Here is a 25,512-nt window from a genome sequence, read left to right on the forward strand (position 1 = left end):
CGACACGGAGGAATGCGTGAACCTGCTGCTCGCAGAGGTGGCACAGGCCACCCAGCGGCTGGCCGACGCCGGCGTGCCCTCGCCGCGCAACGACGCGGAGGAGCTCGCCGCGTTCGTGCACGGCGTGAAGCGGGGCGCGCTGCACTCCGTGAAGGACTCCGACTTCGACGCCCGCTACTGGGAGGTCATCGCCCGGCGCGAGCAGCGCGAGCCGCTGCAGCACATCACCGGGCGGGCCTACTTCCGCTACCTCGAACTCCAGGTGGGGCCGGGCGTGTTCGTGCCGCGCCCGGAGACCGAGTCCGTGGTCGGGTGGGCCATAGACGCCGTACGCGCCATGGACGTCGTGGAACCCTGCATCGTCGACCTGTGCACCGGCTCCGGCGCCATCGCGCTCGCCCTCGCCCAGGAGGTCCCGCGCTCGCGCGTGCACGCCGTGGAGCTGTCCGAGGAAGCCCTGGTGTGGACCCGTAAGAACGTGGCGGGGTCGAGGGTGGACCTGCGTCAGGGCAACGCCCTCGACGCCTTTCGCGACCTCGACGGCCATGTCGACCTGGTCATCTCCAACCCCCCGTACATCCCGCTGACCGAATGGGAGTACGTCGCTCCCGAAGCGCGGGACTACGATCCCGAACTCGCCCTGTTCTCGGGGGAGGACGGCCTCGATCTCATCCGCGGTCTGGAACGGACCGCACACCGGCTCCTGCGCCCCGGCGGCGTCGTCGTCATCGAGCACGCCGACACCCAGGGCGGCCAGGTGCCGTGGATCTTCACCGAGGAGCGGGGCTGGGCCGACGCGGCCGACCACCCGGACCTCAACAACCGCCCCCGGTTCGCGACGGCCCGCAAGGCACTGCCGTGATCACCCCGACGACTCACTTCCAGACGTACGTGTACGAGGAGGCCCGCTAGATATGGCACGGCGATACGACACCAACGACGCGACGGACCGCACGACCGGTCTGCGCGAAGCCGCGTCCGCCGTCCGCCGTGGCGAGCTCGTGGTCCTCCCGACCGACACGGTGTACGGCATCGGCGCCGACGCGTTCTCCTCGGAGGCGGTCGCCGACCTGCTGGAGGCCAAGGGCCGGGGCCGCAACATGCCCACCCCTGTGCTGATCGGGTCCCCGAACACGCTCCACGGTCTCGTCACCGACTTCTCCGAGCTGGCCTGGGAGCTCGTCGACGCCTTCTGGCCGGGTGCGCTCACGCTCGTCGCCAAGCACCAGCCGTCGCTGCAGTGGGACCTGGGGGACACCCGGGGCACGGTCGCCATCCGGATGCCGCTGCACCCGGTCGCCATCGAGCTGCTGACCGAGGTCGGCCCCATGGCCGTGTCCTCGGCGAACCTGACCGGTCACCCCGCCCCCGAGGACTGCGACGCCGCGCAGGAGATGCTCGGCGACTCGGTCTCCGTCTACCTCGACGGCGGCCCGACTCCCGGCAACGTCCCTTCGTCGATCGTCGACGTCACCGGCCGGGTGCCGGTGCTGCTGCGCGAGGGCGCGCTCTCGCCGGACGAGCTGCGCAAGGTCGTACCCGACCTCGAGGTGGCGAATTGACGGCCCCTGACGCGGGGCGTGGCATAGGCAACGGGGAAGAGACGGGGACCTTCGGGCTTCCCATGACCAACTTCCGCATCCTCCACGTCAGCACCGGCAACGTGTGCCGCTCGCCGATCACCGAGCGGCTGACCCGCCATGCCCTGGCGGACCGGCTCGGCGACCCCTTGTGGGGCGGGCTGATCGTGGAGAGCGCGGGCACCTGGGGCCACGAGGGTGCGCCCATGGAGGCCAACGCGGAGACGGTCCTCGCAGACTTCGGCGCGGACGCCTCCGGCTTCATGGGCCGCGAACTCCTCGACGAGCACGTCATCATGGCCGACCTCGTCCTGACGGCGACCCGCGACCACCGTCAGCAGGTGATCTCGATGGGCCACTCGGCGGGCCTGCGCACCTTCACCCTGAAGGAGTTCACCCGCCTGGTGCGGGCGATAGACCCCGCGACCCTGCCCCCACTGGAGGACGGCGTGGTCGCCCGCGCCCGCGCCCTGGTCCGTGCGGCCGCGGCTCTACGCGGGTGGCTCCTGGCCCCGACCGCCGAGGCGGACGAGGTGTACGACCCGTACGGCGCCCCGCTGACCTTCTTCCGTTCCATCGGGGACGAGATACATCAGGCGCTGGATCCGGTGGTGACGGCGCTGACGGGAGTGCCTGCGCGCGCCTGATGCGGCGCCGTGGGCGGGACGGGCTCACGTCGGCACAGCGCTCACCGGGGTACCTGCGAAGGCGTAACAACCGAGCACCCCACCGGTCCCGGGCCTACATTGGTCGTACGTCACCGTCGACGCCCCCGGAGCCCATCATGCCGGTCACCCATACCCTCGAGGCCGATGTCCTGCGCAGGCAGGACCCCGAGCTGGCCGAGATCCTGCTCGGTGAGCTGGACCGGCAGTCGACGACGCTGCAGCTCATCGCCGCCGAGAACTTCACCTCGCCGGCCGTGCTGTCCGCGCTCGGCTCACCCCTGGCCAACAAGTACGCCGAGGGGTACCCGGGCGCCCGCCACCACGGCGGCTGCGAGATCGTCGACGTCGCCGAGCGCCTCGCCGTGGACCGCGCCAAGGCCCTGTTCGGCGCCGAGCACGCCAACGTGCAGTCGCACTCCGGGTCTTCGGCCGTCCTCGCCGCGTACGCGGCACTCCTGCGGCCCGGCGACACCGTCCTCGCCCTCGGCCTCCCGTACGGCGGCCATCTCACGCACGGCTCACCCGCCAACTTCTCCGGCCGCTGGTTCGACTTCGTGGGGTACGGAGTCGACGCCGAGACCGGGCTCATCGACTACGACCAGGTGCGCACCCTCGCCCGTACGCACCGCCCCAAGGCGATCGTGTGCGGTTCCATCGCCTATCCCCGGCACATCGACTACGCCCTCTTCCGCGAGGTCGCCGACGAGGTCGGGGCGTATCTCATCGCCGACGCCGCCCATCCCATCGGGCTCGTCGCCGGCGGAGCGGCACCCAGCCCGGTGCCGTACGCCGATGTCGTCTGCGCGACCACGCACAAGGTGCTGCGCGGGCCGCGCGGCGGGATGCTCCTGTGCGGCGCCGAACTCGCCGAACGGGTCGACCGGGCTGTTTTCCCCTTCACCCAGGGCGGCGCGCAGATGCACACCATCGCCGCCAAGGCCGTCGCGTTCGGCGAGGCGGCAACACCGGCGTTCAGGTTGTACGCCCATCAGGTGGTCGCCAATGCGAGGGCGCTGGCGGCTCTGCTGGCCGCCGAGGGCCTGGTCGTCACCACCGGCGGCACCGACACCCACCTGATCACCGCCGACCCCGCGCCCCTCGGCGTCGACGGGCGCACCGCGCGCGGACGCCTCGCCGCGGCCGGAATGGTGCTGGACTGCTGCGCGCTGCCGCACGGGGACGCCCGTGGCCTGCGGCTCGGCACGGCGGCCGTGACCACACAGGGGATGGGAGAGGAGGAAATGGCGGGAATCGCCGCACTGCTCGCGGGCGTGCTGCGCGGCGAGACCGAGAGCCAGAAGGCGCGTGATCAGGTGCGCGAGCTCACCGGTAGATTTCAGCCGTACACCGGCTGAGCGGGGGTAGACGCACCTGCGTACCACTGGGTGCAGCCTGCGTGCACAGGCACGCGTGCAACCATCGTCGCTACCCGGCAGTCCCCATTCATATGCGCGCGTCGCTAGGGTGTGGGGCTGAGATGGCCAGCGAGACCTGTGGGGAAGCCTGTGCGTGAATACCTGCTGACGCTCTGCATCACGGCCGCGGTGACGTATCTGCTGACAGGGCCGGTACGTAAGTTCGCGATCGTGGCCGGAGCCATGCCGGAGATCAGGGCCCGTGACGTGCACCGGGAGCCCACTCCGCGCCTCGGCGGGATCGCCATGTTCTTCGGCCTGTGCGCGGGTCTGCTGGTCGCGGACCACCTGACCAACCTCAGTGAGGTCTTCACCAAGTCGAACGAACCGCGGGCGCTGCTCTCCGGAGCGGCGCTCATCTGGCTGATCGGCGTCCTGGACGACAAGTTCGAGATCGACGCACTGATCAAGCTCGGCGGCCAGATGATCGCCGCCGGCGTCATGGTCATGCAGGGTCTGACGATCCTCTGGCTGCCCATCCCGAAGGTCGGCACGGTGGCGCTGACCCAGTGGCAGGGCACGCTGCTGACGGTGGCGCTGGTCGTGATCACGATCAACGCGGTGAACTTCGTGGACGGCCTCGACGGCCTCGCCTCCGGCATGGTGTGCATCGCGGCCGCCGCGTTCTTCATGTACGCCTACCGCATCTGGTACTCCTACGGCATCGAGGCCGCCGCCCCCGCCACCCTGTTCGCGGTCATCCTGATGGGCATGTGCCTGGGCTTCCTGCCGCACAACATGCACCCGGCGCGCATTTTCATGGGCGACTCGGGCTCCATGCTGATCGGGCTGGTGCTGGCCGCGGGTGCGATCTCCATCACGGGGCAGGTCGACCCGGACAGCCTGTTCGGCGGGTCCGAGCGCCAGGCGGTGCACCAGATGGTGCCGGTCTACATCCCGCTGCTGCTGCCGCTGACGATCATCGCGATCCCCGCCGCCGACCTGATCCTGGCGATCGTGCGCCGCACCTGGCGCGGGCAGTCGCCGTTCGCCGCGGACCGGGGCCACCTGCACCACCGCCTGCTGGAGATCGGCCACTCGCACAGCAGGGCCGTCCTCATCATGTACTTCTGGTCGGCCCTGATCGCCTTCGGCGCCCTCGCCTTCTCGGTCAACTCGGCGTCCATGTGGATCGTGCTGGGCATCGTGATCCTCAGCGCCATCGGCCTGCTGCTCCTCCTGCTGCCGCGCTTCACGCCGCGCGCCCCGCGCTGGGCCGAGCACTTCGTGCCGCCGCGCTACCGCCGCCGCAGGGCCGTCGCCGAGTCCGCGTCGACCCCGGCCCAGACGGCCGCAGTTGACGAGGAGCAGCGTCCTCCGGTCGTTGCGGGTGTGGCGGGAGTGAACGGAGCGACCGCCCTGGGCACCCGCCCGCGCTTCCTGGACCGTCGCAAAGCCGGTACGTCGCGCTGACGTCGGCAAGGTAAGAATCTGACTAGAGCATTGCCAACTCGTGGGGTAGCAAAGCCTCCCAATATCAGACATGTCGGCCGTGTTTCTGCACAGACGCGCACTGTCACTCTCATGTGTGACAGCAAGCACACCGACTAGGTAAAGACCGCATCAAATAGTTTGTGATACGGTTCACGAGAACCCCGGAGAGAGCTGAAGGACCGTAGTGCGACGGTCCATTGGCAGTGAGTTCCCCTCTCGATCCGGGACTACGCTCGTCCATGACGACACCCCCCCGCCCCCTGTGAAAGCGGAGTTGCCGCCATGCCGTCCAATGACGCCCGGAACCTTCTGCCGATCGCTGTGCCCACAGCGGCCACCGGCGTGGCCGCCGTTGCCGTCAGTGCTGTGGTCGCGGGCGGCAAGGGAGCGGTCGGGGCGGCGGTCGGTGTGCTGCTGTCCATGCTCTTCATGGGTCTCGGTCTTTACGTCCTTCAGTGGACGGCAAAAACGCTCCCGCAGCTGTTCCAGGCCATGGCGATGATGCTCTACGTCGCCCAGCTCCTGCTGCTCATGATCTTCGTGGCCCTCTTCAGGGGTACCTCTCTCTTCAGTGCCAGGGCGTTCGCGATCTCACTCGTCGTCGCGACCGTCGTGTGGATGGCCGCACAGGCCCGCGCGCACATGAAGTCCAAGATCTTCTACGTCGATCCGGACTCCGAGAAGAGTGAGAAGCCCGAGAAGACGGGGCACACGTCGTGAGAGCCAGGGGCGGGACAAGGACATGTGGGATCTCCTGCTATCGTCCGGTGCCAACTGCGGCATCGCGGGCGCGGGCATTCGAGCTGACGCCTGCTCAATTGCGAGGCTCGAAGCCCCCCAGCCGCCCTCACATCCGTAACACCAGTCCGGTGCCGACCCGCGGCAGCATGCCGCGCCGACACAACGAGGTTGCCGTACCCATGCGTCACGCCGAAGGAGCCCGCGGTGAGTGCTGACCAGACCACGCTCGCCTTTGACTGGAGTTGCCGCGTCTTCGCTGACAACGGCTGCGGATTTCCGTCGCCGGGCCTCAACTCCTTCATCTTCAAGCCGATGTTCACGGTCGGTGGCATCGAGTTCGACAAGCCGATGCTTCTCGCCCTGGTGACCACTGTCGTGGTGATCGGCATCTTCTGGGCGGCGTTCGGCAAGGCCAAGGTGATCCCGGGCAAGCTCCAGATGGTCGGCGAGGCCGGCTACGACTTCGTACGCCGCGGCATTGTGTACGAGACGCTGGGCAAGCGCGAGGGCGAGAAGTACGTCCCGCTGATGGTCTCGCTGTTCTTCTTCATCTGGATCATGAACCTCTGGTCGATCATCCCGGTCGCCCAGTTCCCGGTGACGTCGATCATCGCCTACCCCGCTGCCATGGCTGGGATCGTTTATGTGACCTGGATGATCCTGACCTTCCGCAAGCACGGCTTCGTGGGCGGGTTCAAGAACCTGACCGGCTACGACAAGTCGCTCGGCGCGGTGCTTCCGCTCGTCGTGATCATCGAGTTCTTCTCGAACGTCCTGGTCCGGCCGTTCACCCACGCCGTCCGACTGTTCGCCAACATGTTCGCCGGTCACCTGCTGCTCGTGATGTTCACGGTCGCCAGCTGGTACCTGATGAACAGCTGGCTCGTCGCGGCCGGCGCGGTCTCGTTCGCCATGTCCATGGTCATGATCCTCTTCGAGCTCTTCGTCCAGGCCGTTCAGGCGTACGTCTTCGTCCTCCTGGCCTGCTCCTACGTTCAGGGCGCTCTCGCCGAGCACCACTGAGCCTCCGTACCGCCCCCTCACCAGACGTCCGGTGGCCAACCCCCACCGGTCCTTGAAAGAGAAGGAAAATCAGCATGGCTGCCACTGAGACCCTCGCCGCCGTCACCGGCTCCGTCGCCTCCGTCGGCTACGGCCTCGCCGCCATCGGCCCCGGCATCGGCATCGGCATCATCTTCGGCAACGGCACCCAGGCCCTCGCCCGCCAGCCCGAGGCGGCCGGCCTGATCCGCGCCAACCAGATCCTGGGCTTCGCCTTCTGTGAGGCGCTCGCCCTCATCGGCATCGTCATGCCGTTCGTGTTCGGCTACAAGTAAGCCGCTGGCGAGCGACACAACCTTTAAGGGAAAGGCACTGATGACATGCAGCTGACACAACAGCTGGTGCAGCTGGCGGCGGAGGAGGAGCAGAATCCCCTCATCCCGCCGGGCCCCGAGCTGGTCATCGGCCTCATCACTTTCGCCATCGTCTTCTTCTTCCTCGCCAAGAAGCTGCTCCCGAACATCAACAATGTTCTCGAGCAGCGTCGCGAGGCGATCGAAGGCGGTATCGAGAAGGCCGAGGCGGCTCAGGTCGAGGCGCAGAGCGTTCTCGAGCAGTACAAGGCTCAGCTCGCCGAGGCCCGGCACGAGGCCGCGCGTCTGCGCCAGGAGGCGCAGGAGCAGGGTGCCGCGCTCATCACCGAGATGCGCGCCGAGGGCCAGCGGCAGCGCGAGGAGATCGTCGCCGCCGGTCACGCGCAGATCGAGGCCGACCGCAAGGCCGCCGCGCAGGCGCTTCGGCAGGACGTCGGTCACCTCGCCACGGAGCTGGCCGGCAAGCTTGTCGGTGAGTCCCTCGAGGACCACGCCCGGCAGAGCCGTGTCATCGACCGCTTCCTCGAGGACCTTGAGGAGAAGGCCGAGGCTGCGCGATGAACGGAGCGAGCCGCGAGGCACTGGCCGCCGCACGCGAGCGTCTCGACGCGCTGACGGACTCCACGTCCGCCGACGCGGCGAAGCTCGCCGACGAGCTGGCCGCCGTCACCGCGCTGCTCCACCGCGAGGTGTCGCTGCGTCGGGTCCTGACCGACCCGGCGCAGGCCGGTGAGGCCAAGGCCGAGCTGGCCCAGCGTCTGCTGGGCGGTCAGGTCGGCGGCCAGACCGTCGACCTGGTGTCCGGCATGGTGCGCTCCCGCTGGTCGCAGTCCCGTGACCTGGTGGACGCGCTGGAGCAGCTGGCCGACACGGCCGAGCTCACCGCCGCGCAGAAGAGGGGTGCGCTCGACGACGTGGAGGACGAGCTGTTCCGCTTCGGGCGGATCGTCTCCTCGAACACCGAGCTGCGCGCCGCGCTGACCGACCGCGCCGCGTCCACCGCGGCCAAGATCGAGCTGCTGCACCGGCTGCTCGGCGGCCGGGCCGTCCCGTCGACCGAGCGTCTGGTGACGCGCCTTGTGACCGCGCCGCGGGGACGTAGCCTGGAGTCGGGACTGGAGTCCCTGTCCAAGCTCGCCGCCGAGCGCCGGGACCGGCTGGTCGCCGTCGTCACCTCGGCGGTGCCGCTGAGCGACTCGCAGAAGCAGCGCCTGGGCGCCGCTCTCGCGAAGCTCTACGGCCACAAGATGCACCTCAACATCGACGTGGACCCCGAGGTTCTCGGCGGGATCCGGGTGCAGGTCGGTGACGAGGTCATCAACGGCTCGATCGCGGACCGCATCGAGGACGCCGGCCGCCGCCTGGCGGGCTGAGCAGCAACTTCATAAGCAGAACAGCAGTACAGCAGTACGTACCTACGGCCCGGTTGGGTCGTGCAGAGGATTCCTGGGGGTCGCCCCCAGACCCCCAAGTTGAAACTTCGGGCCCAACAAGGAGAGCAGGGAACCCAGATGGCGGAGCTCACGATCCGGCCGGAGGAGATCCGGGACGCGCTGGAGAACTTCGTCCAGTCGTACAAGCCGGACGCGGCCTCGCGCGAGGAGGTCGGTACGGTCACCCTTGCCGGCGACGGCATCGCGAAGGTCGAGGGCCTGCCCTCGGCCATGGCCAACGAACTGCTGAAGTTCGAGGACGGCACCCTCGGCCTCGCGCTCAACCTCGAAGAGCGCGAGATCGGTGCCATCGTCCTCGGTGAGTTCAGCGGCATCGAGGAGGGTCAGCCGGTGCAGCGCACCGGTGAGGTGCTCTCCGTGGCCGTCGGCGAGGGCTACCTCGGCCGCGTCGTCGACCCGCTCGGCAACCCGATCGACGGCCTCGGCGAGATCGAGACCAGCGGTCGTCGCGCCCTTGAGCTGCAGGCTCCGGGCGTCATGGCCCGTAAGTCGGTGCACGAGCCGATGGAGACCGGCTACAAGGCCGTCGACGCGATGACCCCGATCGGCCGTGGCCAGCGTCAGCTGATCATCGGTGACCGTCAGACCGGCAAGACCGCCCTGGCCGTCGACACGATCATCAACCAGCGCGACAACTGGCGCTCGGGCGACCCGAAGAAGCAGGTCCGCTGCGTCTACGTCGCCATCGGCCAGAAGGGCTCGACCATCGCCTCCGTGCGTGGCGCCCTCGACGAGGCCGGCGCGCTGGAGTACACGACCATCGTCGCCGCCCCGGCGTCCGACCCGGCCGGCTTCAAGTACCTTGCGCCGTACACCGGTTCGGCCATCGGCCAGCAGTGGATGTACGAGGGCAAGCACGTCCTCATCATCTTCGACGACCTCTCGAAGCAGGCCGACGCCTACCGCGCCGTGTCCCTGCTGCTGCGCCGCCCGCCGGGCCGTGAGGCCTACCCGGGTGACGTCTTCTACCTGCACTCCCGTCTGCTGGAGCGCTGCGCGAAGCTCTCCGACGACCTGGGCGCCGGTTCGATGACGGGTCTGCCGATCGTCGAGACCAAGGCGAACGACGTGTCGGCGTTCATCCCGACCAACGTCATCTCCATCACCGACGGCCAGTGCTTCCTGGAGTCGGACCTGTTCAACGCCGGTCAGCGCCCCGCGCTGAACGTCGGTATCTCCGTCTCCCGAGTCGGTGGTTCCGCGCAGCACAAGGCGATGAAGCAGGTTTCGGGTCGTCTCCGTCTCGACCTCGCCCAGTACCGCGAGCTGGAGGCGTTCGCCGCCTTCGGTTCCGACCTGGACGCCGCGTCGAAGGCGCAGCTGGAGCGCGGTCAGCGCCTGGTCGAGCTGCTCAAGCAGGCTCAGTACCAGCCGATGCCGACCGAGGACCAGGTCGTCTCCGTGTGGGCCGGTACCACCGGCAAGATGGACGACGTCCCGGTCGCCGACATCCGCCGCTTCGAGAAGGAGCTCCTGGAGTACCTGCACCGCAAGGAGCAGGGCCTCATGACCTCCATCAAGGAGGGCGGCAAGATGTCGGACGACACCCTCACCGCCATCGCCGACGGCATCGCGGACTTCAAGAAGCAGTTCGAGACCTCGGACGGCAAGCTTCTCGGCGAAGACACGCCGGCCGCCGCGGCCAAGTGACGACGGAAGGGACCTGACTCATGGGAGCCCAGCTCCGGGTCTACAAGCGTCGCATCCGATCCGTCACAGCGACCAAGAAGATCACGAAGGCGATGGAGATGATCGCCGCCTCGCGTGTCGTCAAGGCGCAGCGCAAGGTGGCGGCCTCCACGCCGTACGCGACCGAGCTCACCCGCGCGGTCACGGCGGTCGGTACCGGCTCGAACACGAAGCACCCGCTGACCACGCAGGCCGAGACGGTCGTGCGGTCCGCGGTGCTGCTCCTGACGAGCGACCGTGGTCTCGCCGGCGCGTTCAACTCCAACGCCATCAAGGTGGCGGAGCAGCTGACCGAGCGTCTTGAGGCCGAGGGCAAGGAGGTCGACACGTACATCGTCGGCCGCCGTGGTCTGGCCCACTACAACTTCCGCGAGCGCAAGGTCGTGGAGTCGTGGTCGGGCTTCACCGACGAGCCCACGTACGCGGACGCGAAGAAGGTCGCGGGTCCGCTGATCGAGGCCATCGAGAAGGACACGGCCGAGGGCGGCGTGGACGAACTCCACATCGTCTTCACCGAGTTCGTCTCGATGATGACGCAGACGGCGCTCGACGACCGCCTGCTGCCGCTCAGCCTCGAAGAGGTGGCGAAGGAAGCAGCCCCCAAGGGCGAGATCCTCCCGCTGTACGACTTCGAGCCCTCGGCGGAGGACGTCCTCGACGCCCTGCTGCCGCGCTACGTGGAGAGCCGTATCTACAACGCGCTGCTCCAGTCGGCCGCCTCCAAGCACGCCGCCACGCGGCGCGCGATGAAGTCGGCCACCGACAACGCGGGAGAGCTCATCACCACGCTCTCCCGACTTGCCAACGCGGCCCGCCAGGCCGAAATCACCCAGGAAATCAGCGAGATCGTCGGTGGCTCCGCAGCCCTGGCCGACGCGACCGCGGGGAGTGACAGGTAATGACGACGACAGTTGAGACGGCCGTTGCCACGGGCCGCGTCGCCCGGGTCATCGGCCCGGTCGTCGACGTGGAGTTCCCCGTCGACGCGATGCCGGAGATCTACAACGCTCTGCACGTCGAGGTGGCCGACCCGGCCCTGGACGGTGCGAAGAAGACGCTGACCCTGGAGGTCGCCCAGCACCTGGGTGACGGCCTGGTCCGCACCATCTCCATGCAGCCCACCGACGGTCTGGTCCGCCAGGCCGCGGTCACCGACACCGGCTCCTCCATCACTGTGCCGGTCGGCGACTTCACCAAGGGCAAGGTGTTCAACACCCTCGGTGAGGTGCTGAACGTCGACGAGAAGTACGACGGCGAGCGCTGGGGCATCCACCGCAAGGCCCCGAACTTCGACGAGCTCGAGTCGAAGACCGAGATGTTCGAGACCGGCGTCAAGGTCATCGACCTTCTCACCCCGTACGTCAAGGGTGGAAAGATCGGTCTGTTCGGCGGTGCCGGCGTCGGCAAGACGGTGCTCATCCAGGAGATGATCTACCGCGTCGCCAACAACCACGACGGTGTCTCCGTGTTCGCCGGTGTCGGCGAGCGCACCCGTGAGGGCAACGACCTCATCGAGGAGATGGCGGACTCGGGCGTCATCGACAAGACCGCCCTGGTCTTCGGTCAGATGGACGAGCCCCCGGGCACCCGTCTGCGCGTGGCCCTCGCCGGTCTGACCATGGCGGAGTACTTCCGCGATGTGCAGAAGCAGGACGTGCTGTTCTTCATCGACAACATCTTCCGCTTCACGCAGGCCGGCTCCGAGGTCTCGACCCTGCTCGGCCGTATGCCCTCCGCGGTGGGCTACCAGCCGAACCTGGCCGACGAGATGGGTCTCCTCCAGGAGCGCATCACCTCGACCCGTGGTCACTCGATCACCTCGATGCAGGCGATCTACGTCCCCGCGGACGACCTGACCGACCCGGCCCCGGCCACCACCTTCGCCCACCTCGACGCGACGACGGTTCTCTCCCGTCCGATCTCCGAGAAGGGCATCTACCCGGCCGTGGACCCGCTGGACTCCACGTCCCGCATCCTGGACCCGCGCTACATCGCGGCGGACCACTACAACACGGCCATGCGTGTCAAGACGGTCCTCCAGAAGTACAAGGACCTCCAGGACATCATCGCGATCCTCGGTATCGACGAGCTGGGCGAAGAGGACAAGCTCGTCGTCCACCGCGCCCGTCGCGTGGAGCGCTTCCTGTCCCAGAACACCCACGTCGCCAAGCAGTTCACCGGCGTCGACGGGTCGGACGTCCCGCTGGACGAGTCGATCGCGGCCTTCAACGCGATCTGCGACGGCGAGTACGACCACTTCCCGGAGCAGGCGTTCTTCCTGTGCGGTGGCATCGAGGACCTCAAGGCCAACGCCAAGGAGCTGGGCGTCTCCTGAACTCGGAACTGAGCAGTTCTGAGCTCTGAGTTCGTGTGAGGGGGCGGGCGCGTCCCGCCCCCTCTTCCACGCCCACTAGACTTGTAACCAACACCCGGCCGAACCGCCGGGTGGTGACCCGAGGAGCCACCTTGGCTGCTGAGCTGCACGTCGCGCTGGTCGCGGCCGACCGAGAGGTCTGGTCCGGCGAGGCCACCCTGGTCGTCGCGCGCACCACGTCCGGCGACATCGGCGTCATGCCCGGTCACCAGCCGCTGCTCGGTGTGCTGGAGTCGGGCCCGGTGACCATCCGTACGAGTGATGGTGGAACGGTCGTCGCCGCGGTGCACGGCGGTTTCATCTCGTTCGCGGACAACAAGCTGTCGCTGCTGGCCGAGATCGCCGAGCTGTCGGACGAGATCGATGTCCAGCGCGCGGAGCGCGAGCTGGAGCGCGCGAAGGCGGAGGGCGACGCCTCTGCCGAGCGTCGCGCTGACGTACGACTGCGTGCGGCGACGGCGACCCGCTGAAGCCGCACACCATGTGAAGACGTCACTCAGCCGCGGCCGGCACCGGAGCAATCCGGAGCCGGCCGCGGCTGAGGCAGATATAAGGGTTTTTTCCGTTCCGTTACCTATTTTCGGTACCTAGGAGACGAGGAGGTCGGTGTCGATGGTCCTCGCTCTGACTGTGTGCGGAATCGTGGTCGCCCTTGTGGTGCTGGGGCTGTTCGTCTTCGGCCTGCGCCGCAGACTGATCCAGCGCTCGGGCGGCACCTTCGACTGCAGCCTGCGCTGGGACGTCCCGGAGAAACCCGACACCAGCGGAAAAGGCTGGAGCTACGGAGTCGCCCGCTACAACGGCGACCGCATCGAGTGGTACCGCGTCTTCTCCTACGCCTACCGCCCGCGCCGCATCCTGGAGCGCGCCGCGATCGAGGTCGCCGGCCGCCGCCTCCCCGAGGGCGAGGAGGAGCTGGCGCTGCTTTCCGACGCCGTCATCCTGACGTGTCTGCACCGCGGCACCCGTCTCGAACTCGCCATGAGTGAGGACGCGTTGACCGGTTTCCTCGCCTGGCTGGAGGCGGCCCCGCCCGGTCAGCGTGTCAACGTGGCCTGACACACCGGGTGTTGGGCGTCGGCCTGGCCGACGACGACGGTGTGCGGCTCGGGGCTGAGCGACACCGTGACGTTGACCGGCCAGGTGGCCAGGAGAGCGGCCACCGTCGTCCCCGTGAACACCCCGACGGCAGCCGCCTTGGGCCTGCGTGGCCGTATGACCGCCGTATCGGCCCCGCTGGGCCTACTGGACCTGTTGGACCTCCGTTTCATTGCGTCCCCCCGCTTCATTGCGTCCCCCCGAGTCATTCGCTTCCCCCTGAATAAGCCGTTCCGCTTGCCGGCTGAGATACCGATTGTTCCCGGTCGGGGGCCGTCCCTCACCGGCCGACCGGCCCACCAGGAGGGCCGAACGGCCCCCTGCCGCGCACGCCGGGGGCGCATGCGGCGCACAAAAAAGGCCCGCCGCGGACAGGCCCGGAGGCCGCCCGCGGCGGGGAGGGGTGAGTGGAGGGTCAGCCCAGTCCGCTGCTGATGGCGCTCACCAGCTCGCCATTGCTGGTGTCACCGCTGAACTCCCAGAAGAACGCGCCACCGAGACCCTGGGACTTGGCCCAGCTCATCTTTCCGGCGATCGTCGACGGGGTGTCGTACGACCACCAGTTGCTGCCGCAGTGCGCGTACGCCGTGCCGGCGACGGTGCCGGTGACCGGGCAGGACGTCTTGAGGACCTTGTAGTCCTCGATGCCCTGTTCGTACGTGCCGGCCGCCGCGCCCGTGGCCGTGCCGCCCGGGGCGTCCTGGGTGACGCCGGTCCAGCCGCGGCCGTAGAAGCCGATGCCGATGAGCAGCTTGCTCGCGGGGACGCCGATCGCCTTGTACTTGGCCATCGCGTCGGCCGTGGTGAAGCCCGCCTTCGGGATGCCGGAGTACGAGGTCAGCGGGGAGTGCGGGGCGGTCGGGCCCTGGGCGTCCCAGGCGCCGAAGAAGTCGTACGTCATCACGTTGTACCAGTCGACGTACTGCGCGGCGCCCGCGTAGTCGGCGGCCTCGATCTTGCCGCCGGAGGAGCCGTCGGCCGTGACGGCCGCGGTGACCAGGTTGCTGGAGCCGAACTTGGCGCGCAGCGCGGACATCAGGTTCTTGTACGCCGCCGCACCGCTGGTGTCGCAGGACAGACCGCAGGCGTTCGGGTACTCCCAGTCGATGTCGATGCCGTCGAACACGTCCGCCCAGCGCGGGTCCTTGACCAGGTTGTAGCAGGAGTTGGCGAACGCGGTCGGGTTGGCCGCGGCCTGGGCGAAGCCGCCGGACCAGGTCCAGCCGCCGAAGGACCACAGGACCTTGATGTTCGGGTACTTGGCCTTCAGCTCACGGAGCTGGTTGAAGTTGCCGCGCAGCGGCTGGTCCCAGGTGTCCGCGACGCCGCTCACCGACTGGTCGGCGGTGAAGGCCTTGTCGTAGTCGGCGTAGGAGTCGCCGATCGCGCACTGGCCGTTGGTGACGTTGCCGAAGGCGTAGTTGATGTGCGTGATCTTGGCGGCCGAACCCGACGTCACCAGGTTCTTGACGTTGTAGTTGCGGCCGTAGATGCCCCACTCGGTGAAGTAGCCGAGCTTGACCTTGCCGCCGGTGGACGGCGGCGGGTCGGTCGTGCCGCCCGTGGTGTGCACCGCGACCGCGCCGCTGACCGGCCCGGTCTGGTCGGCGGTGTCACGGGCCTTGACGGTGTACGAGTAGTCGGTGCCGGCGGACAGGCCGGTGTCCGTGTACGACGTCGTGGTGACCGTCGAGACGACCTTGCCGTCGCGCAGGACGTCGTAGTTCTTGATGCCCTTGTCGTCGGTGGCCGCCGACCAGGACAGCTTCACCGAGGTGTCGGTGACGGAGGAGGCGGTGGGGGTGCCCGGTGCGGAGGGCGCCGCGTCGCCCGGGACCGTCGTGCCGTCGCAACTGTCGCCGTTCAGCTTGCAGTTGGAGGGGGAGCCCGAGCCTGCGCCGTTGAATCCGAACGAGACGGAGGCGCCCGGCGCTATGGAGCCGTTGTAGGACTTGTTCTTGGCGGTCCAGTGGGTGCCGGAGGACGTGACGTCCGCGTCCCAGGCCGAGGTGACGGACGTACCGGAGGGGAAGTCCCACTCGACCGTCCAGGAGCTGATGGCCGTGGTGCCGGTGTTCTTCACCGTCCACTTGCCTTCGAATCCGGTGCCCCAGTCCTGGGTCTTGGCATAGGTCGCCGTCGCGGTGGTCGCGGCCTGGGCGGGGCTTGCGAGGCCGACCAGACCGGCCAGCGGGAGCAGCAGCGTCGCGAACCCTGCCGCGGCTCTGTGTCTGAAGCGCATGCTGCGCCTCCTAGGGGGAGTTGGGGGGCGTGACTGAGCCTTCACGCCCACAGTGCCGCGAGAATAGAAAGGTCTGGACCATCGGTCAATAGGTCTGGACCACTCTGTATACGGCGGATTCGACGCGTGCCGGCGACGGCTTCTAGATCCCCAACTCCTGTGCCAGTACGGCCGCTTGGACCCGGCTGCGCAGCTCCAGCTTGCCGAGGAGACGGCTGACGTGCGTCTTCGCCGTCGCCTCCGCCATGTCCAGGCGGGCGGCGATGCCGGCGTTGGACAGGCCCTCGCCGAGACAGGACAGCACTTCGCGCTCGCGCCGGGTGAGGGCGTCGAGGACGGCGGGGTCGGCGGTCGGCTCCCGTACGGGCTTGGCGGCGAACTCGGCGATCAGGCGGCGGGTGACGGCGGGGGCGATGAGGCCCTCGCCGCGTGCGACCGTCCGTACCGCCTCCAACAGGTCCTTGGCCTCGGTGTTCTTGAGCAGAAAGCCGGACGCGCCCGCGCGCAGGGCGCCGAAGACGTATTCGTCGAGGTCGAAGGTGGTGAGGACGAGGACGTCCGCGAGGCCGTCCTCGACCACCTTCCTGGTCGCCGACACCCCGTCCAGGCGTGGCATCTGCACGTCCATCAGGACGAGATCGGGCCTCAACTCCCTTGCCAGCGCCACCGCCTGCTCGCCGTCCGCCGCCTCGCCCACCACCTCGATGTCCGGTGCGCTGCCCAGGATGAGGACGAGCCCGGCGCGGACGGCGGACTGGTCCTCGGCGACGAGGACCCTGATGGACCGGCTCATTCGGGATCTCCTTCCGCCACGGGGAGCGTGGCATGTACGGCCCACAGGGCACCGTCGGGGCAAGCCTCGAACGTGCCGCCCAGCAGCGCGGCCCGCTCCCGCATGCCGACCAGGCCGGCTCCGGAACCGGGCGCCCGCGGGCCGTCCCGGTGGCCGTACGGGCTGGTCACCCGGACGTCGAGGACGCCGTCCCGCCGTGAGAGCGCGACGGTGACGCGGCCCGGGCGGGCGTGCTTGAGGGCGTTGGTCAGGGACTCCTGGACGATGCGGTAGGCGGCGAGTTCGACGGGTGCGGGGACCTTGCCGTGGTCGGTGTCGAGGCTGATCTCGAGGCCGTTGGCGCGGGCGCCGTCGACGAGGGCGGTGAGGCCGTCGAGGGTCGGGACCGCGCTGGGCCCGCCATTCCCTTCGCGCAGGATGCCGATCAGGCGCCGCATCTCCGCGAGTCCCTCGACGCTGTTCTCGCGGATGACGGAGAGGGCCTGCTTCGATGTGCCGGGGTCGTCGATGGACAGTGCGGCCGTGGAGTGGATGGCGATCGCGGAGAGATGGTTGGCGACCATGTCGTGCAACTCCCTTGCCATCCTTGCCCGTTCGGCGGTGACTGCCTGGCTGCGGTCCATCTCGGCGAGCAGCGCGGTCTGTTCCGCGCGCAGCCGCTCGGCGTCGGCGGTGTCACGGTGGTTGCGCACCACCCAGCCCGTCGTCGCGGGCACCAGGGTGACGAGCCCGGTGCCCGCCCCGATGAGCAGCGCCTGCGGTACGCGCCAGGCCATGTACGGGACGACGGTTCCGATCACCGTGAGCAGGCCGGTGATCCAGGGGATACGACGGGCGGAGGCGGGCGTGCCGTACAGGACGGCCGCGTAGACGAGGTCCGTGAACATGACGATGGTGGCGAGGCTGCCCAGTGTCATCAGGTCCGCGGTGATCGCGACCGTGCCGACGAGCAGGGCGGTGCGCGGGCGGGTGCGGCGCAGCAGTTCGCAGGCCGCGGTGACGGCGAGCGGGACGAGGATCGCCCAACGGGCGTCGACCACGGTGATCGGGTCGTCGCCCGTCCGGCTGTAGAGGCCGACGGCCCACAGCAGCAGCCCTCCGGCCAGCCCGCCCATGGCGATGCGCACGTCGTCGCGGTGCGGGCGGGTGAGTCGTGCGGCCATGACTCCATCCAACACGGCCCGCCCGCCGGGCGCGTGCTTCCCGGGGAGGGTCCCGAACTGCATCTTTCGATGTACCGCGGCTTCGTCATCGCCGACGACGAAAGCCGCCGGTCCCGTCGGGAGGCTGGAAGGGTGACCGAAAGGAGCGAAACGTGATCGTCGCGCTGATCATCGCCTGCGAGGTCGGATTCTGGGTGCTGCTCGCGGCCGGGCTGGCCGTCCGCTACCTGCTGAAGTGGCGCCGCACGAGCGTGGCGCTGCTGCTGTGCGAGCCGCTGCTGGAACTGGTCCTGTTCGTGGTGACGGCCGTCGACCTGAAGAACGGCGCCAAGCCCAGCTGGGAGCACGGCCTTGCGGCCCTCTACATCGGCTTCACTGTCGCCTACGGCCACTACACGATCCGCTGGCTGGACGGCCACGCGGCGTACCGGCTGGCGGGAGGCCCGCGCCCACCGAAGCCCCCGCGCTACGGCCTGGCCCGTGCCCGCCACGAGGGCCGCCTGTGGCTGCGGACCGTCATCGCCGCGGCCGTCGCCTGCGCTCTGCTGCAGGCCGCGATCTGGTACGTCGGCGACGGCGACACGTCCTCGCTGCGGTCTTTCCAGTGGGCGGCGCTCAGGACGCTGGCCATCCATGGGCTGATCGCGCTGACGTATCTGCTCTGGCCCAAGAAGGCGCCGGCAGCCGCTGCCGCACGCTCGGAGGAGGGTCGTACCCTGACCGAACGCTGAGGGGAGGGGTGCATGACCGAGAAGGGCAGTCCCGGAGCCGTGCTCGTCGTCGACGACGACGCGGCCATCCGGCGTTCGCTGGAACGCGGGCTGCGGCTGAGCGGCTTCCGGGTGCGTACGGCGGAGGGGGGCCGTGAGGCGCTCGCGGTGATTCAGGAGGCGCCCCCGGACGTGCTCGTCCTCGATGTGTCGATGCCCGGCATGAGCGGCATCGAGGTGTGCGAACGGCTCCGCGACGACGGCCGGGACCTTCCCGTCCTGATGCTCTCGGCGCTGGACGAGACCGCCGACCGTATCGCCGGGCTCCAGGCGGGCGGCGACGACTACCTGGTCAAGCCGTTCGCCCTGCAGGAACTGGTGCTGCGGCTGCGGGCACTCCTACGGCGAAGGCCGCCCGCGGGCGAGGTGCTGCGGGTGGCGGGCCTGGTGATCGACCCGGCCGCCCGCACCGCCGCGCTCGACGGCAGGCCACTGGAGCTGACCCGGCGCGAGTTCGAACTCCTCGAAGTCCTCGCCCGCAACGCCGGGCTGGTACTCACCCGGGACCAACTCCTGGAGCGGGTGTGGGGCTACGACTTCGACGTGCGCACCGACGCCGTGGACACGTTCGTCAGCTATCTGCGGCGCAAGCTGGAGGCGGACGGGCGGTCCCGGCTCGTCCACACCGTGCGCGGAGTCGGCTTCGTACTGAGGGAAGAGCCGTGAGACTGTCCACCCGCATCGGGCTCGCCGTCGGCGTCACCGTGCCGCTGCTGGTGCTGGCCTCCGGGTGGCTGCTGCTCCAGCTGGTCAACCGCGATCTGCACAGCGCCGAGGACGACCATCTGCGGGCCCGCGCCGCCGCCGTCGCCCAGGACGCCCGTGCTCTCCTGAGGGCCAGCGCCAACAACCGGCCCAAGGCCGCCGACAATCGCGAGCGTCAGCTCTACAGCGCCGCCCTCGACGTCGGCGTACGCGTCATCGGGGCGGATGCCACCTTCAGCGGCGGTCCGCAGCCGGACGCCTCGGTGCCGCTGCCGGCGCGCGCGACCACCCCGATCACCGTCCGGGACGGCGGCGCCAGCTGGCGTGCGCTGTCCGTGCCGATCACCACCGCCCGCGGCTCGGGCACTCTCTGGGTCTTCTCGCCCAACGCCGCCGACCAGGCCCAACTCCGGCTCGTACGACGGCGCGTGGCCGTGACCTCCCTGCTCGCGGCACCCCTGGCCGGCCTGCTCGCGTGGGGTGTCGCCACCGGTGCGAGCGGCCCTCTGCGGCGCCTGGGCCGCCGTACCGCAGGACTCGACCCGCGCACCAGCTCGGCCCGGCTGCCCGAAGATCCGAGCGGTGTCACCGAGGTCGACGAACTGGCCGCCACCCTGCGCACGGTCCTCGCCCGCTACGACGAACAGGCCGCCCGCACCACGGAGGCGTTGGACACGGCCCGTTCCTTCTCCGCGGCCGCCTCGCACGAACTGCGCACCCCACTGATGAGCATGGGCACCAACCTCGACATCCTCGCCGCCCACCCCGACCTCCCCGAGCCCGACCGCACCGAGGTCCTCACCGACCTGCGCCATGAACACGCCCGGCTGCTCGGCCTGTTGGTGATGCTGCGGGAACTCGGGCGCGGCGACCTGGTGGAGGCGGAGGCGCTGCGGACGGTGGACCTCGCCGAGGTGGCGGATGCGGCGGTCGCCGAGGCCCGCCGCCGCGCGCCCGACGCGGGCATCACCCTGGACGCGGCACCCGGGCTCACCGTCCACGGCTGGGAACCCGGCCTGCGGCTCCTCCTCGACAACCTGCTGGGCAACGCGCTCGCCCACGGCCGCGACGAGGACGGACGGGCGAGCGTGGCGGTCGGGGTGCGGGGAGCGGGCGAGCAGGTCGTGATCACCGTCGACGACCGCGGACCGGGCGTGCCTTTCGAGGAACGCGGGCGGATCTTCGAGCGGTTCGCCCGCGGTCCCGGCAGCTCGGGCTCCGGTCTCGGCCTGACGCTCGTCGCGCAGCAGACGGCGCTCCACCAGGGCACGGTCACAGTCGCCGACGGCCCGGCCGGCGTCGGCACCCGCTTCGAGGTACGACTGCCGAGGGCCGCTCGCGCCCTGCCCGCCCACCGCGACTGGCTGATCGGCACAGCAGGGACAAACCGGTCACAGAGTTTCCCCAAAGACGCTCCCTAGCCTCCACCGCGAGCGGACGGACGAAGGGGGCCGTCCGCGGAACGGAGGCTCAAGATGTACGTACGACGAAGGCGGCGCACCCTCCTCGTGGGGCTGGCCGCTGCGGCACTGCTGGCGACCGGCACCGGCGCGGCGACGGCCAACAGCACGACCACACCGGCCCCCGGCGCCACGCCGACCGGTGATGGCGCGAAGGCCCTCTGCAAGCGGGCGCCGAAGATCGACCACCGCATCGACCGCGCACTGAAGCGGCTGAATGCGGGCGCGGACAAGCGCGGCTCGATCGCCCGCCTGCAGCAGCGCGTGGACAACGCCAAGTCGGCCGGCCACAACGAGATCGCCACATATCTCCAGGACCGGCTGACCTTCCGCAAGTCCCTGGTGACGACGTTGCAGCAACGGCAGAAGGACCTGGCCGACGTCCGGACCTGGTGCAAGGACAACAACGAGGGCGCGAGCTGATGCGTCCGAAGACCGCGGCCGCCTCGCTCGCCGCCCTCGCGGCACTCACCGCGGGCTGCACACACACAGGCGGTACGGCGTCGCAGCAGGCACCGGCCACCCCCTCCGGCTACTCGGAGATGCAGAAGAAGGTGGCCGCCGCCGAGTCCGCGGTCGCCCGGGCCGACCAGGACGCGGCCCAGGACGCCGAGCGCTAGCGCTCCCCGCCCGGCACCCACAGCACATCGCCGACGTCCTTGTTGGCTGTGCGGGCCAGGATGAACAGGAGGTCCGACAGACGGTTCAGGTAGGTCGCGGTGAGGGGATTCATCACCTCACCGTGCACCTCCAGCGCCGCCCAGGTGGAGCGCTCGGCCCGCCGTACGACCGTGCACGCCTGGTGCAGCAGGGCCGCACCCGGCGTACCGCCCGGCAGGATGAACGACCGCAGTTTCTCCAGCCGCTCGTTGAAGCGGTCGCAGTCCGCCTCCAGCTTGTCGACGTAGAACTGCTCGACACGGAGGGGAGGGAACTCCGGGTTCTCCACGACCGGCGTGGACAGGTCCGCTCCGACATCGAACAGGTCGTTCTGCACACGGGTGAGGACCGCGACGATCTCCTCGTCGAGTCCGCCCAGCGCGATCGCCGTGCCGATCACCGCGTTCGCCTCGTTGGCGTCCGCGTACGCAGAAATGCGCAGATCGGTCTTGGCGACCCGGCTCATGTCGCCGAGGGCGGTGGTGCCCTGGTCGCCGGTCCTGGTGTAGATGCGCGTCAGATTGACCATGTGACCAGCGTAGTTACGCTCCGGCCGTACGGAACACGCGTGTGCCCACTGTCACGGCCAGTCCCGCGAAGGCGACGGCCACCAGCACCCCGTACAGCATGTGATCCGTCGTGTACGAGCCGACGTAAGCGTCCCGCACCGCGTCCACCAGATAGCGGAACGGCATGAAGTGCGAGAGCACGTCCAGCCAGGCCGGGGCCAGGGACATGGGCAGCATCAGGCCGGACAGCAGCATCGACGGCATGGTCATGGCGTTGATCAGCGGCCCGAACTCCTGCGGGGTGTGGACCTTCATCGCGATCGCGTACGACAGCGAGCCGAGCGAGACCGTGAGCAGGGCGACGAACCCGAAGCCGATCAGGACCCCGGCGAGCGGCGCCCGCAGCCCCATCGCCACGGCCGCGACCACCAGAAGCACCGCCTGGAAGACGAAGACCGTGGCGTCGCGCAGCACCCGGCCCAGCAGCAGGGCCAGCCGGCTCACGGGCGTCACGCGCATCCGCTCGACCACCCCCTGGCCCTGCTCGATGATGATCGAGAACCCCGCGAACGAGGCGCCGAACAGACCGAGTTGGAGCAGCAGCCCCGGCACCAGCAGCTGCCAGGAACTGCCCCGCCCGCCCAGCGGCAGACCGGTCAGCAGCGGTCCGAAGAAGAGGAGATAGAGGAGCGGCATCAGCACGCCGAAGAGCAGCGCGAAGCGCGAGCGCAGGGACTGGCGCAGATAGCGGCCGTAGATCAGTGCGGTGTCGTGAAGAAGCATCATGGCGGTCCTATACGGCTACGCGGGCGGCGTCGGCCGGGACGGCACCGCGGCCAGTGATGGCGAGGAAGGTGTCCTGGAGCGTCGCGTCGATCGAGCCGCCGTACTGCAGCTTCAGCGCGCTCGACGTGCCCTCCGTCACGACCACTCCCTCGTCGACGATCACCAGACGGTCGGAGAGGGCGTCGGCCTCGTCCAGGTAATGGGTGGTCAGGAAGACGGTCGTGCCGTGCTGGTCGCGCAGGCGGCGGATCAGGTCCCACAGGTCGGCGCGGCTGCCGGGGTCGAGGCCGGTCGTCGGTTCGTCGAGGAACAGGACCTTCGGGCGGTGGGTGAGCGCCATCGCGATGTCGAGGCGGCGGCGCTGACCGCCGGAGAGCGCTGAGGTCTTGCGGTCGAGGAGATCGGTGAGGCCCAGGTCGCGGGCCAGCTCCTCGGCGCGGTCGATCGCCTGAGGTTTTGTCAGGCGGTACAGGCGGCCCTGCGTGACCAGTTCCTCCCGCACGCCGATCTGTCCGTCGACCCCGCCCGTCTGGGCGACGTAGCCGCAGGCCTTCCGTACGCCTGCCGGATCGGCGGCGAGGTCGTGGCCGGCGACGGTGGCCGCGCCGCCGGTCGGGGCGAGCAGGGTCGTGAGCATGCGCAGGGTGGTGGTCTTGCCCGCTCCGTTCGGGCCGAGGAAGCCGAGGATCTCGCCTTCGTGGACGGTGAGGTCGATACCGCGGACGGCCTCCACGGGGCCGCGTTTGGTCTGGAAGGTGCGGGCCAGTCCGGCCGCGCTGATGACTGCCATGCCTCACAGAAAAACAGAGGCTCACCATTTTTGCAATGACTCCAAGTTTTCAGTGGACCCAGCGAAAGCTAGGATTCGGACATGGCAGAGGGGCTCAGGGAGCGGAAGAAGCGGCAGACCCGGCAGTACATCTCCGACGTCGCCACGGGCCTGTTCGTCGAGCGTGGCTTCGACGCGGTGACCGTCGCGGAGATCGCCGAGGCCGCCGACGTCTCCGTCAACACCGTCTACAACTACTTCCCGGCGAAGGAGGACCTCTTCTTCGACCGCTCCGCAGGGCTCGTCGACCGGATGGGCCGATGGGTACGCGGCCGGAACAAGGGGGAGTCCGCTGCCGCCGCGATCCTGCGCGAACTGCGCGAGGAGGTCGAGGCGGTCTCACCGAGGGTCGGACTGATCCCGGGGTATGCCACCTTCATGCGCGTCATCGAGAACGCACCCGCTCTGCGCTCGCGGCTGTGGGCGATCGGGCAGGAGGTTCAGGCCAATCTCGAACAGGCCCTGCGCGAGGAGACCGGCGCGGCCGACGGCGACCCGATGCCGCATCTGATCGCCGGTCAGCTCGGCTGGGTGCACAGCTGTGTGATGGGCGTCATCGGCCGTGAGATGGTCAAGGGGCGCAACCCGGGCGAAGTGTCACGAGAGGTACTGCTCCTCCTCGACGACATCGAGGAGCTGTTGGGCGAGAAGGTGCTCAACTACGCCGTCCGAGGCACGGAATGAGGCGCGCCGGTGTGATGTCCGTCAGATGAGACGTGACGCGCATTACTTACCGGTCACACAGCACCTCACGAGCGCTAGGGTCCGCCGAAGAGGCAACGTAAACAGGGTGTAAGGCGTTTCAAAGGGGAGTCGCACAGTGGCACGGAAGCTTGCCGTCATCGGCGCCGGCTTGATGGGTTCCGGGATCGCCCAGGTCTCCGCGCAGGCGGGCTGGGACGTCGTCCTGCGTGACGTCACCGACGAGGCGCTCAAGCGTGGCACCGACGGCATCAAGGCCTCGTACGACAAGTTCGTGAGCAAGGGCAAGCTGGAGGCGCACGACGCCGACGCCGCCCTCGGCCGCATCACCGCGACCACCGACCTGGACGCCGCCGCGGACGCGGACGTTGTCGTCGAGGCGGTCTTCGAGAAGCTGGAAGTGAAGCACGAGATCTTCCGGGCGCTCGACAAGATCGTCCGCGAGGACACCGTGCTCGCCTCCAACACCTCCGCGATCCCGATCACCAAGATCGCGGCGGCCACCGAGCGCCCCGAGCGGGTCGTCGGCGTCCACTTCTTCTCGCCGGTGCCGATGATGCAGCTCGTCGAACTCGTCCGCGGCTACAAGACGAGCGACGAAGCCCTCGCCACCGCGCGGGAGTTCGCCGAGTCCGTCGGCAAGACCTGCATCGTCGTCAACCGGGACGTCGCCGGCTTCGTGACGACCCGTCTGATCTCGGCGCTGGTCGTCGAGGCGACCAAGCTCTACGAGTCGGGCGTGGCGAGCGCCGAGGACATCGACCTCGCCTGCAAGCTGGGCTTCGGCCACGCGATGGGCCCGCTGGCCACGGCGGACCTGACCGGCGTCGACATCCTGCTGCACGCCACCAGCAACATCTACACCGAGTCGCAGGACGAGAAGTTCGCGCCGCCGGAGCTGATGCGCCGGATGGTTGACGCCGGTGACATCGGGCGCAAGAGCGGGCAGGGCTTCTACACGTACTGACACATCAGTACGTACAGCCACTGAAACCGCACAGGCCCCGCGGGTATCACCCGCGGGGGTGAATTCGGTATCGGTTCGCTTACAGACGGCAACCTCG

Annotated in this window: 29 protein-coding genes; 22 read left to right on the forward strand and 7 right to left on the reverse strand. The window is 69.1% G+C overall.

The window, feature by feature from the left end; all coding sequences use genetic code 11:
- Window positions 1–16: 16 nt before the first annotated feature.
- The 15 genes from prmC (at window position 17) to ACFY10_RS50790 (ending at window position 13,790) form a co-directional block, all read left to right on the forward strand.
- Window positions 17–862, forward strand: a complete 846-nt coding sequence (gene prmC, locus ACFY10_RS50720; RefSeq protein ID WP_390672209.1) for a peptide chain release factor N(5)-glutamine methyltransferase — start codon at window positions 17–19, stop codon at window positions 860–862.
- Window positions 863–914: 52 nt separating this feature from the next.
- The gene (locus ACFY10_RS50725) at window positions 915–1,562 is read left to right on the forward strand and encodes an L-threonylcarbamoyladenylate synthase (RefSeq protein ID WP_390672210.1); all 648 of its coding nucleotides are present in this window, start codon (window positions 915–917) and stop codon (window positions 1,560–1,562) included.
- Window positions 1,559–2,227: a protein-tyrosine-phosphatase gene (locus tag ACFY10_RS50730; RefSeq protein ID WP_390672211.1), complete on the forward strand. Its 669-nt coding sequence runs from the start codon at window positions 1,559–1,561 to the stop codon at window positions 2,225–2,227. The genes ACFY10_RS50725 and ACFY10_RS50730 overlap by 4 nt, the downstream gene beginning before the upstream one ends.
- A gap of 137 nt (window positions 2,228–2,364) precedes the next feature.
- Entirely contained in the window at window positions 2,365–3,603 is a 1,239-nt protein-coding gene (glyA, locus tag ACFY10_RS50735) for a serine hydroxymethyltransferase (RefSeq protein WP_390672212.1), read from the forward strand.
- Between the two features lie 150 nt (window positions 3,604–3,753).
- Window positions 3,754–5,076 carry an MraY family glycosyltransferase gene (locus ACFY10_RS50740; protein ID WP_390672213.1) on the forward strand — a complete coding sequence of 441 codons (1,323 nt, stop codon included), beginning with the start codon at window positions 3,754–3,756 and terminating at the stop codon, window positions 5,074–5,076.
- 303 nt (window positions 5,077–5,379) lie between these two features.
- A complete protein-coding gene (locus ACFY10_RS50745) occupies window positions 5,380–5,817 on the forward strand; it encodes a hypothetical protein (protein WP_390672214.1) in 438 nt (145 codons plus the stop codon).
- A 225-nt stretch (window positions 5,818–6,042) separates the two neighbouring features.
- Window positions 6,043–6,861, forward strand: a complete 819-nt coding sequence (atpB, locus tag ACFY10_RS50750) for a F0F1 ATP synthase subunit A (protein WP_275781449.1) — start codon at window positions 6,043–6,045, stop codon at window positions 6,859–6,861.
- A gap of 74 nt (window positions 6,862–6,935) precedes the next feature.
- A complete protein-coding gene (gene atpE / locus ACFY10_RS50755; RefSeq protein ID WP_266521606.1) occupies window positions 6,936–7,175 on the forward strand; it encodes an ATP synthase F0 subunit C in 240 nt (79 codons plus the stop codon).
- Window positions 7,176–7,226: 51 nt separating this feature from the next.
- The gene (locus ACFY10_RS50760; protein WP_390672290.1) at window positions 7,227–7,775 is read left to right on the forward strand and encodes a F0F1 ATP synthase subunit B; all 549 of its coding nucleotides are present in this window, start codon (window positions 7,227–7,229) and stop codon (window positions 7,773–7,775) included.
- Complete coding sequence (locus ACFY10_RS50765; protein WP_390672215.1) at window positions 7,772–8,587, forward strand: F0F1 ATP synthase subunit delta; 816 nt, start codon at window positions 7,772–7,774, stop codon at window positions 8,585–8,587. Before ACFY10_RS50760 ends, ACFY10_RS50765 begins: the two co-directional genes overlap by 4 nt.
- A gap of 138 nt (window positions 8,588–8,725) precedes the next feature.
- On the forward strand, window positions 8,726–10,318 hold the full coding sequence (gene atpA, locus ACFY10_RS50770) for a F0F1 ATP synthase subunit alpha (RefSeq protein WP_390672216.1): 1,593 nt from the start codon (window positions 8,726–8,728) through the stop codon (window positions 10,316–10,318).
- A 20-nt stretch (window positions 10,319–10,338) separates the two neighbouring features.
- Entirely contained in the window at window positions 10,339–11,256 is a 918-nt protein-coding gene (locus ACFY10_RS50775) for a F0F1 ATP synthase subunit gamma (RefSeq protein ID WP_390672217.1), read from the forward strand.
- A complete protein-coding gene (atpD, locus tag ACFY10_RS50780; RefSeq protein WP_390672218.1) occupies window positions 11,256–12,692 on the forward strand; it encodes a F0F1 ATP synthase subunit beta in 1,437 nt (478 codons plus the stop codon). The genes ACFY10_RS50775 and atpD overlap by 1 nt, the downstream gene beginning before the upstream one ends.
- Window positions 12,693–12,823: 131 nt before the next feature.
- Window positions 12,824–13,201 carry a F0F1 ATP synthase subunit epsilon gene (locus tag ACFY10_RS50785; RefSeq protein WP_123967497.1) on the forward strand — a complete coding sequence of 126 codons (378 nt, stop codon included), beginning with the start codon at window positions 12,824–12,826 and terminating at the stop codon, window positions 13,199–13,201.
- Between the two features lie 142 nt (window positions 13,202–13,343).
- Window positions 13,344–13,790: a DUF2550 domain-containing protein gene (locus ACFY10_RS50790; RefSeq protein ID WP_361264746.1), complete on the forward strand. Its 447-nt coding sequence runs from the start codon at window positions 13,344–13,346 to the stop codon at window positions 13,788–13,790.
- Here ACFY10_RS50790 and ACFY10_RS50795 read toward each other — a convergent pair.
- The 4 genes from ACFY10_RS50795 to ACFY10_RS50810 all read right to left on the reverse strand — a co-directional run bounded on the left by ACFY10_RS50795 (window position 13,769) and on the right by ACFY10_RS50810 (window position 18,027).
- Window positions 13,769–13,894 carry a hypothetical protein gene (locus ACFY10_RS50795; RefSeq protein WP_390672219.1) on the reverse strand — a complete coding sequence of 42 codons (126 nt, stop codon included), beginning with the start codon at window positions 13,892–13,894 and terminating at the stop codon, window positions 13,769–13,771. The genes ACFY10_RS50790 and ACFY10_RS50795 overlap by 22 nt on opposite strands.
- Window positions 13,895–14,244: 350 nt before the next feature.
- The gene (locus tag ACFY10_RS50800) at window positions 14,245–16,071 is read right to left on the reverse strand and encodes a glycosyl hydrolase family 18 protein (protein ID WP_390672220.1); all 1,827 of its coding nucleotides are present in this window, start codon (window positions 16,069–16,071) and stop codon (window positions 14,245–14,247) included.
- Window positions 16,072–16,213: 142 nt separating this feature from the next.
- Window positions 16,214–16,864, reverse strand: coding sequence for a response regulator (locus ACFY10_RS50805; RefSeq protein ID WP_390672221.1), 651 nt, complete (start codon window positions 16,862–16,864; stop codon window positions 16,214–16,216).
- A complete protein-coding gene (locus ACFY10_RS50810) occupies window positions 16,861–18,027 on the reverse strand; it encodes a sensor histidine kinase (RefSeq protein WP_390672222.1) in 1,167 nt (388 codons plus the stop codon). The genes ACFY10_RS50805 and ACFY10_RS50810 overlap by 4 nt, the downstream gene beginning before the upstream one ends.
- A 152-nt stretch (window positions 18,028–18,179) precedes the next feature.
- Between ACFY10_RS50810 and ACFY10_RS50815 the strand changes: the two genes are divergently transcribed.
- From ACFY10_RS50815 to ACFY10_RS50835, 5 genes are read left to right on the forward strand one after another with little or no spacing between them, the layout of a single operon-like run.
- Window positions 18,180–18,758 carry a hypothetical protein gene (locus tag ACFY10_RS50815; protein WP_390672223.1) on the forward strand — a complete coding sequence of 193 codons (579 nt, stop codon included), beginning with the start codon at window positions 18,180–18,182 and terminating at the stop codon, window positions 18,756–18,758.
- 12 nt (window positions 18,759–18,770) lie between these two features.
- Entirely contained in the window at window positions 18,771–19,463 is a 693-nt protein-coding gene (locus tag ACFY10_RS50820; protein WP_390672224.1) for a response regulator transcription factor, read from the forward strand.
- Window positions 19,460–20,923: an ATP-binding protein gene (locus ACFY10_RS50825; RefSeq protein ID WP_390672225.1), complete on the forward strand. Its 1,464-nt coding sequence runs from the start codon at window positions 19,460–19,462 to the stop codon at window positions 20,921–20,923. The genes ACFY10_RS50820 and ACFY10_RS50825 overlap by 4 nt, the downstream gene beginning before the upstream one ends.
- Window positions 20,924–20,977: 54 nt before the next feature.
- On the forward strand, window positions 20,978–21,385 hold the full coding sequence (locus tag ACFY10_RS50830) for a hypothetical protein (RefSeq protein WP_390672226.1): 408 nt from the start codon (window positions 20,978–20,980) through the stop codon (window positions 21,383–21,385).
- Window positions 21,385–21,582, forward strand: coding sequence for a hypothetical protein (locus ACFY10_RS50835; RefSeq protein ID WP_390672227.1), 198 nt, complete (start codon window positions 21,385–21,387; stop codon window positions 21,580–21,582). Before ACFY10_RS50830 ends, ACFY10_RS50835 begins: the two co-directional genes overlap by 1 nt.
- On the opposite strand, the gene ACFY10_RS50840 is transcribed toward ACFY10_RS50835, so the two are convergent.
- The 3 genes from ACFY10_RS50840 to ACFY10_RS50850 are packed head-to-tail and all read right to left on the reverse strand — an operon-like array spanning window position 21,579 to window position 23,707.
- Window positions 21,579–22,151 carry a cob(I)yrinic acid a,c-diamide adenosyltransferase gene (locus ACFY10_RS50840; protein ID WP_390672228.1) on the reverse strand — a complete coding sequence of 191 codons (573 nt, stop codon included), beginning with the start codon at window positions 22,149–22,151 and terminating at the stop codon, window positions 21,579–21,581. The two genes, ACFY10_RS50835 and ACFY10_RS50840, sit on opposite strands and share 4 nt — an antisense overlap.
- A gap of 13 nt (window positions 22,152–22,164) precedes the next feature.
- Window positions 22,165–22,914, reverse strand: a complete 750-nt coding sequence (locus ACFY10_RS50845; protein WP_390672291.1) for an ABC transporter permease — start codon at window positions 22,912–22,914, stop codon at window positions 22,165–22,167.
- A 10-nt stretch (window positions 22,915–22,924) separates the two neighbouring features.
- Entirely contained in the window at window positions 22,925–23,707 is a 783-nt protein-coding gene (locus tag ACFY10_RS50850; protein ID WP_390672229.1) for an ABC transporter ATP-binding protein, read from the reverse strand.
- A gap of 81 nt (window positions 23,708–23,788) precedes the next feature.
- On the opposite strand from ACFY10_RS50850, the gene ACFY10_RS50855 reads away from it, so the two are divergent.
- The gene (locus ACFY10_RS50855; protein WP_390672230.1) at window positions 23,789–24,430 is read left to right on the forward strand and encodes a TetR/AcrR family transcriptional regulator; all 642 of its coding nucleotides are present in this window, start codon (window positions 23,789–23,791) and stop codon (window positions 24,428–24,430) included.
- A 136-nt stretch (window positions 24,431–24,566) separates the two neighbouring features.
- The gene (locus ACFY10_RS50860; RefSeq protein ID WP_390672231.1) at window positions 24,567–25,415 is read left to right on the forward strand and encodes a 3-hydroxyacyl-CoA dehydrogenase family protein; all 849 of its coding nucleotides are present in this window, start codon (window positions 24,567–24,569) and stop codon (window positions 25,413–25,415) included.
- The last annotated feature ends 97 nt before the right edge of the window (window positions 25,416–25,512 follow it).

Source organism: Streptomyces sp. NPDC001401 (genome assembly GCF_042895385.1).
In the GTDB taxonomy this organism is placed as follows: domain Bacteria; phylum Actinomycetota; class Actinomycetes; order Streptomycetales; family Streptomycetaceae; genus Streptomyces.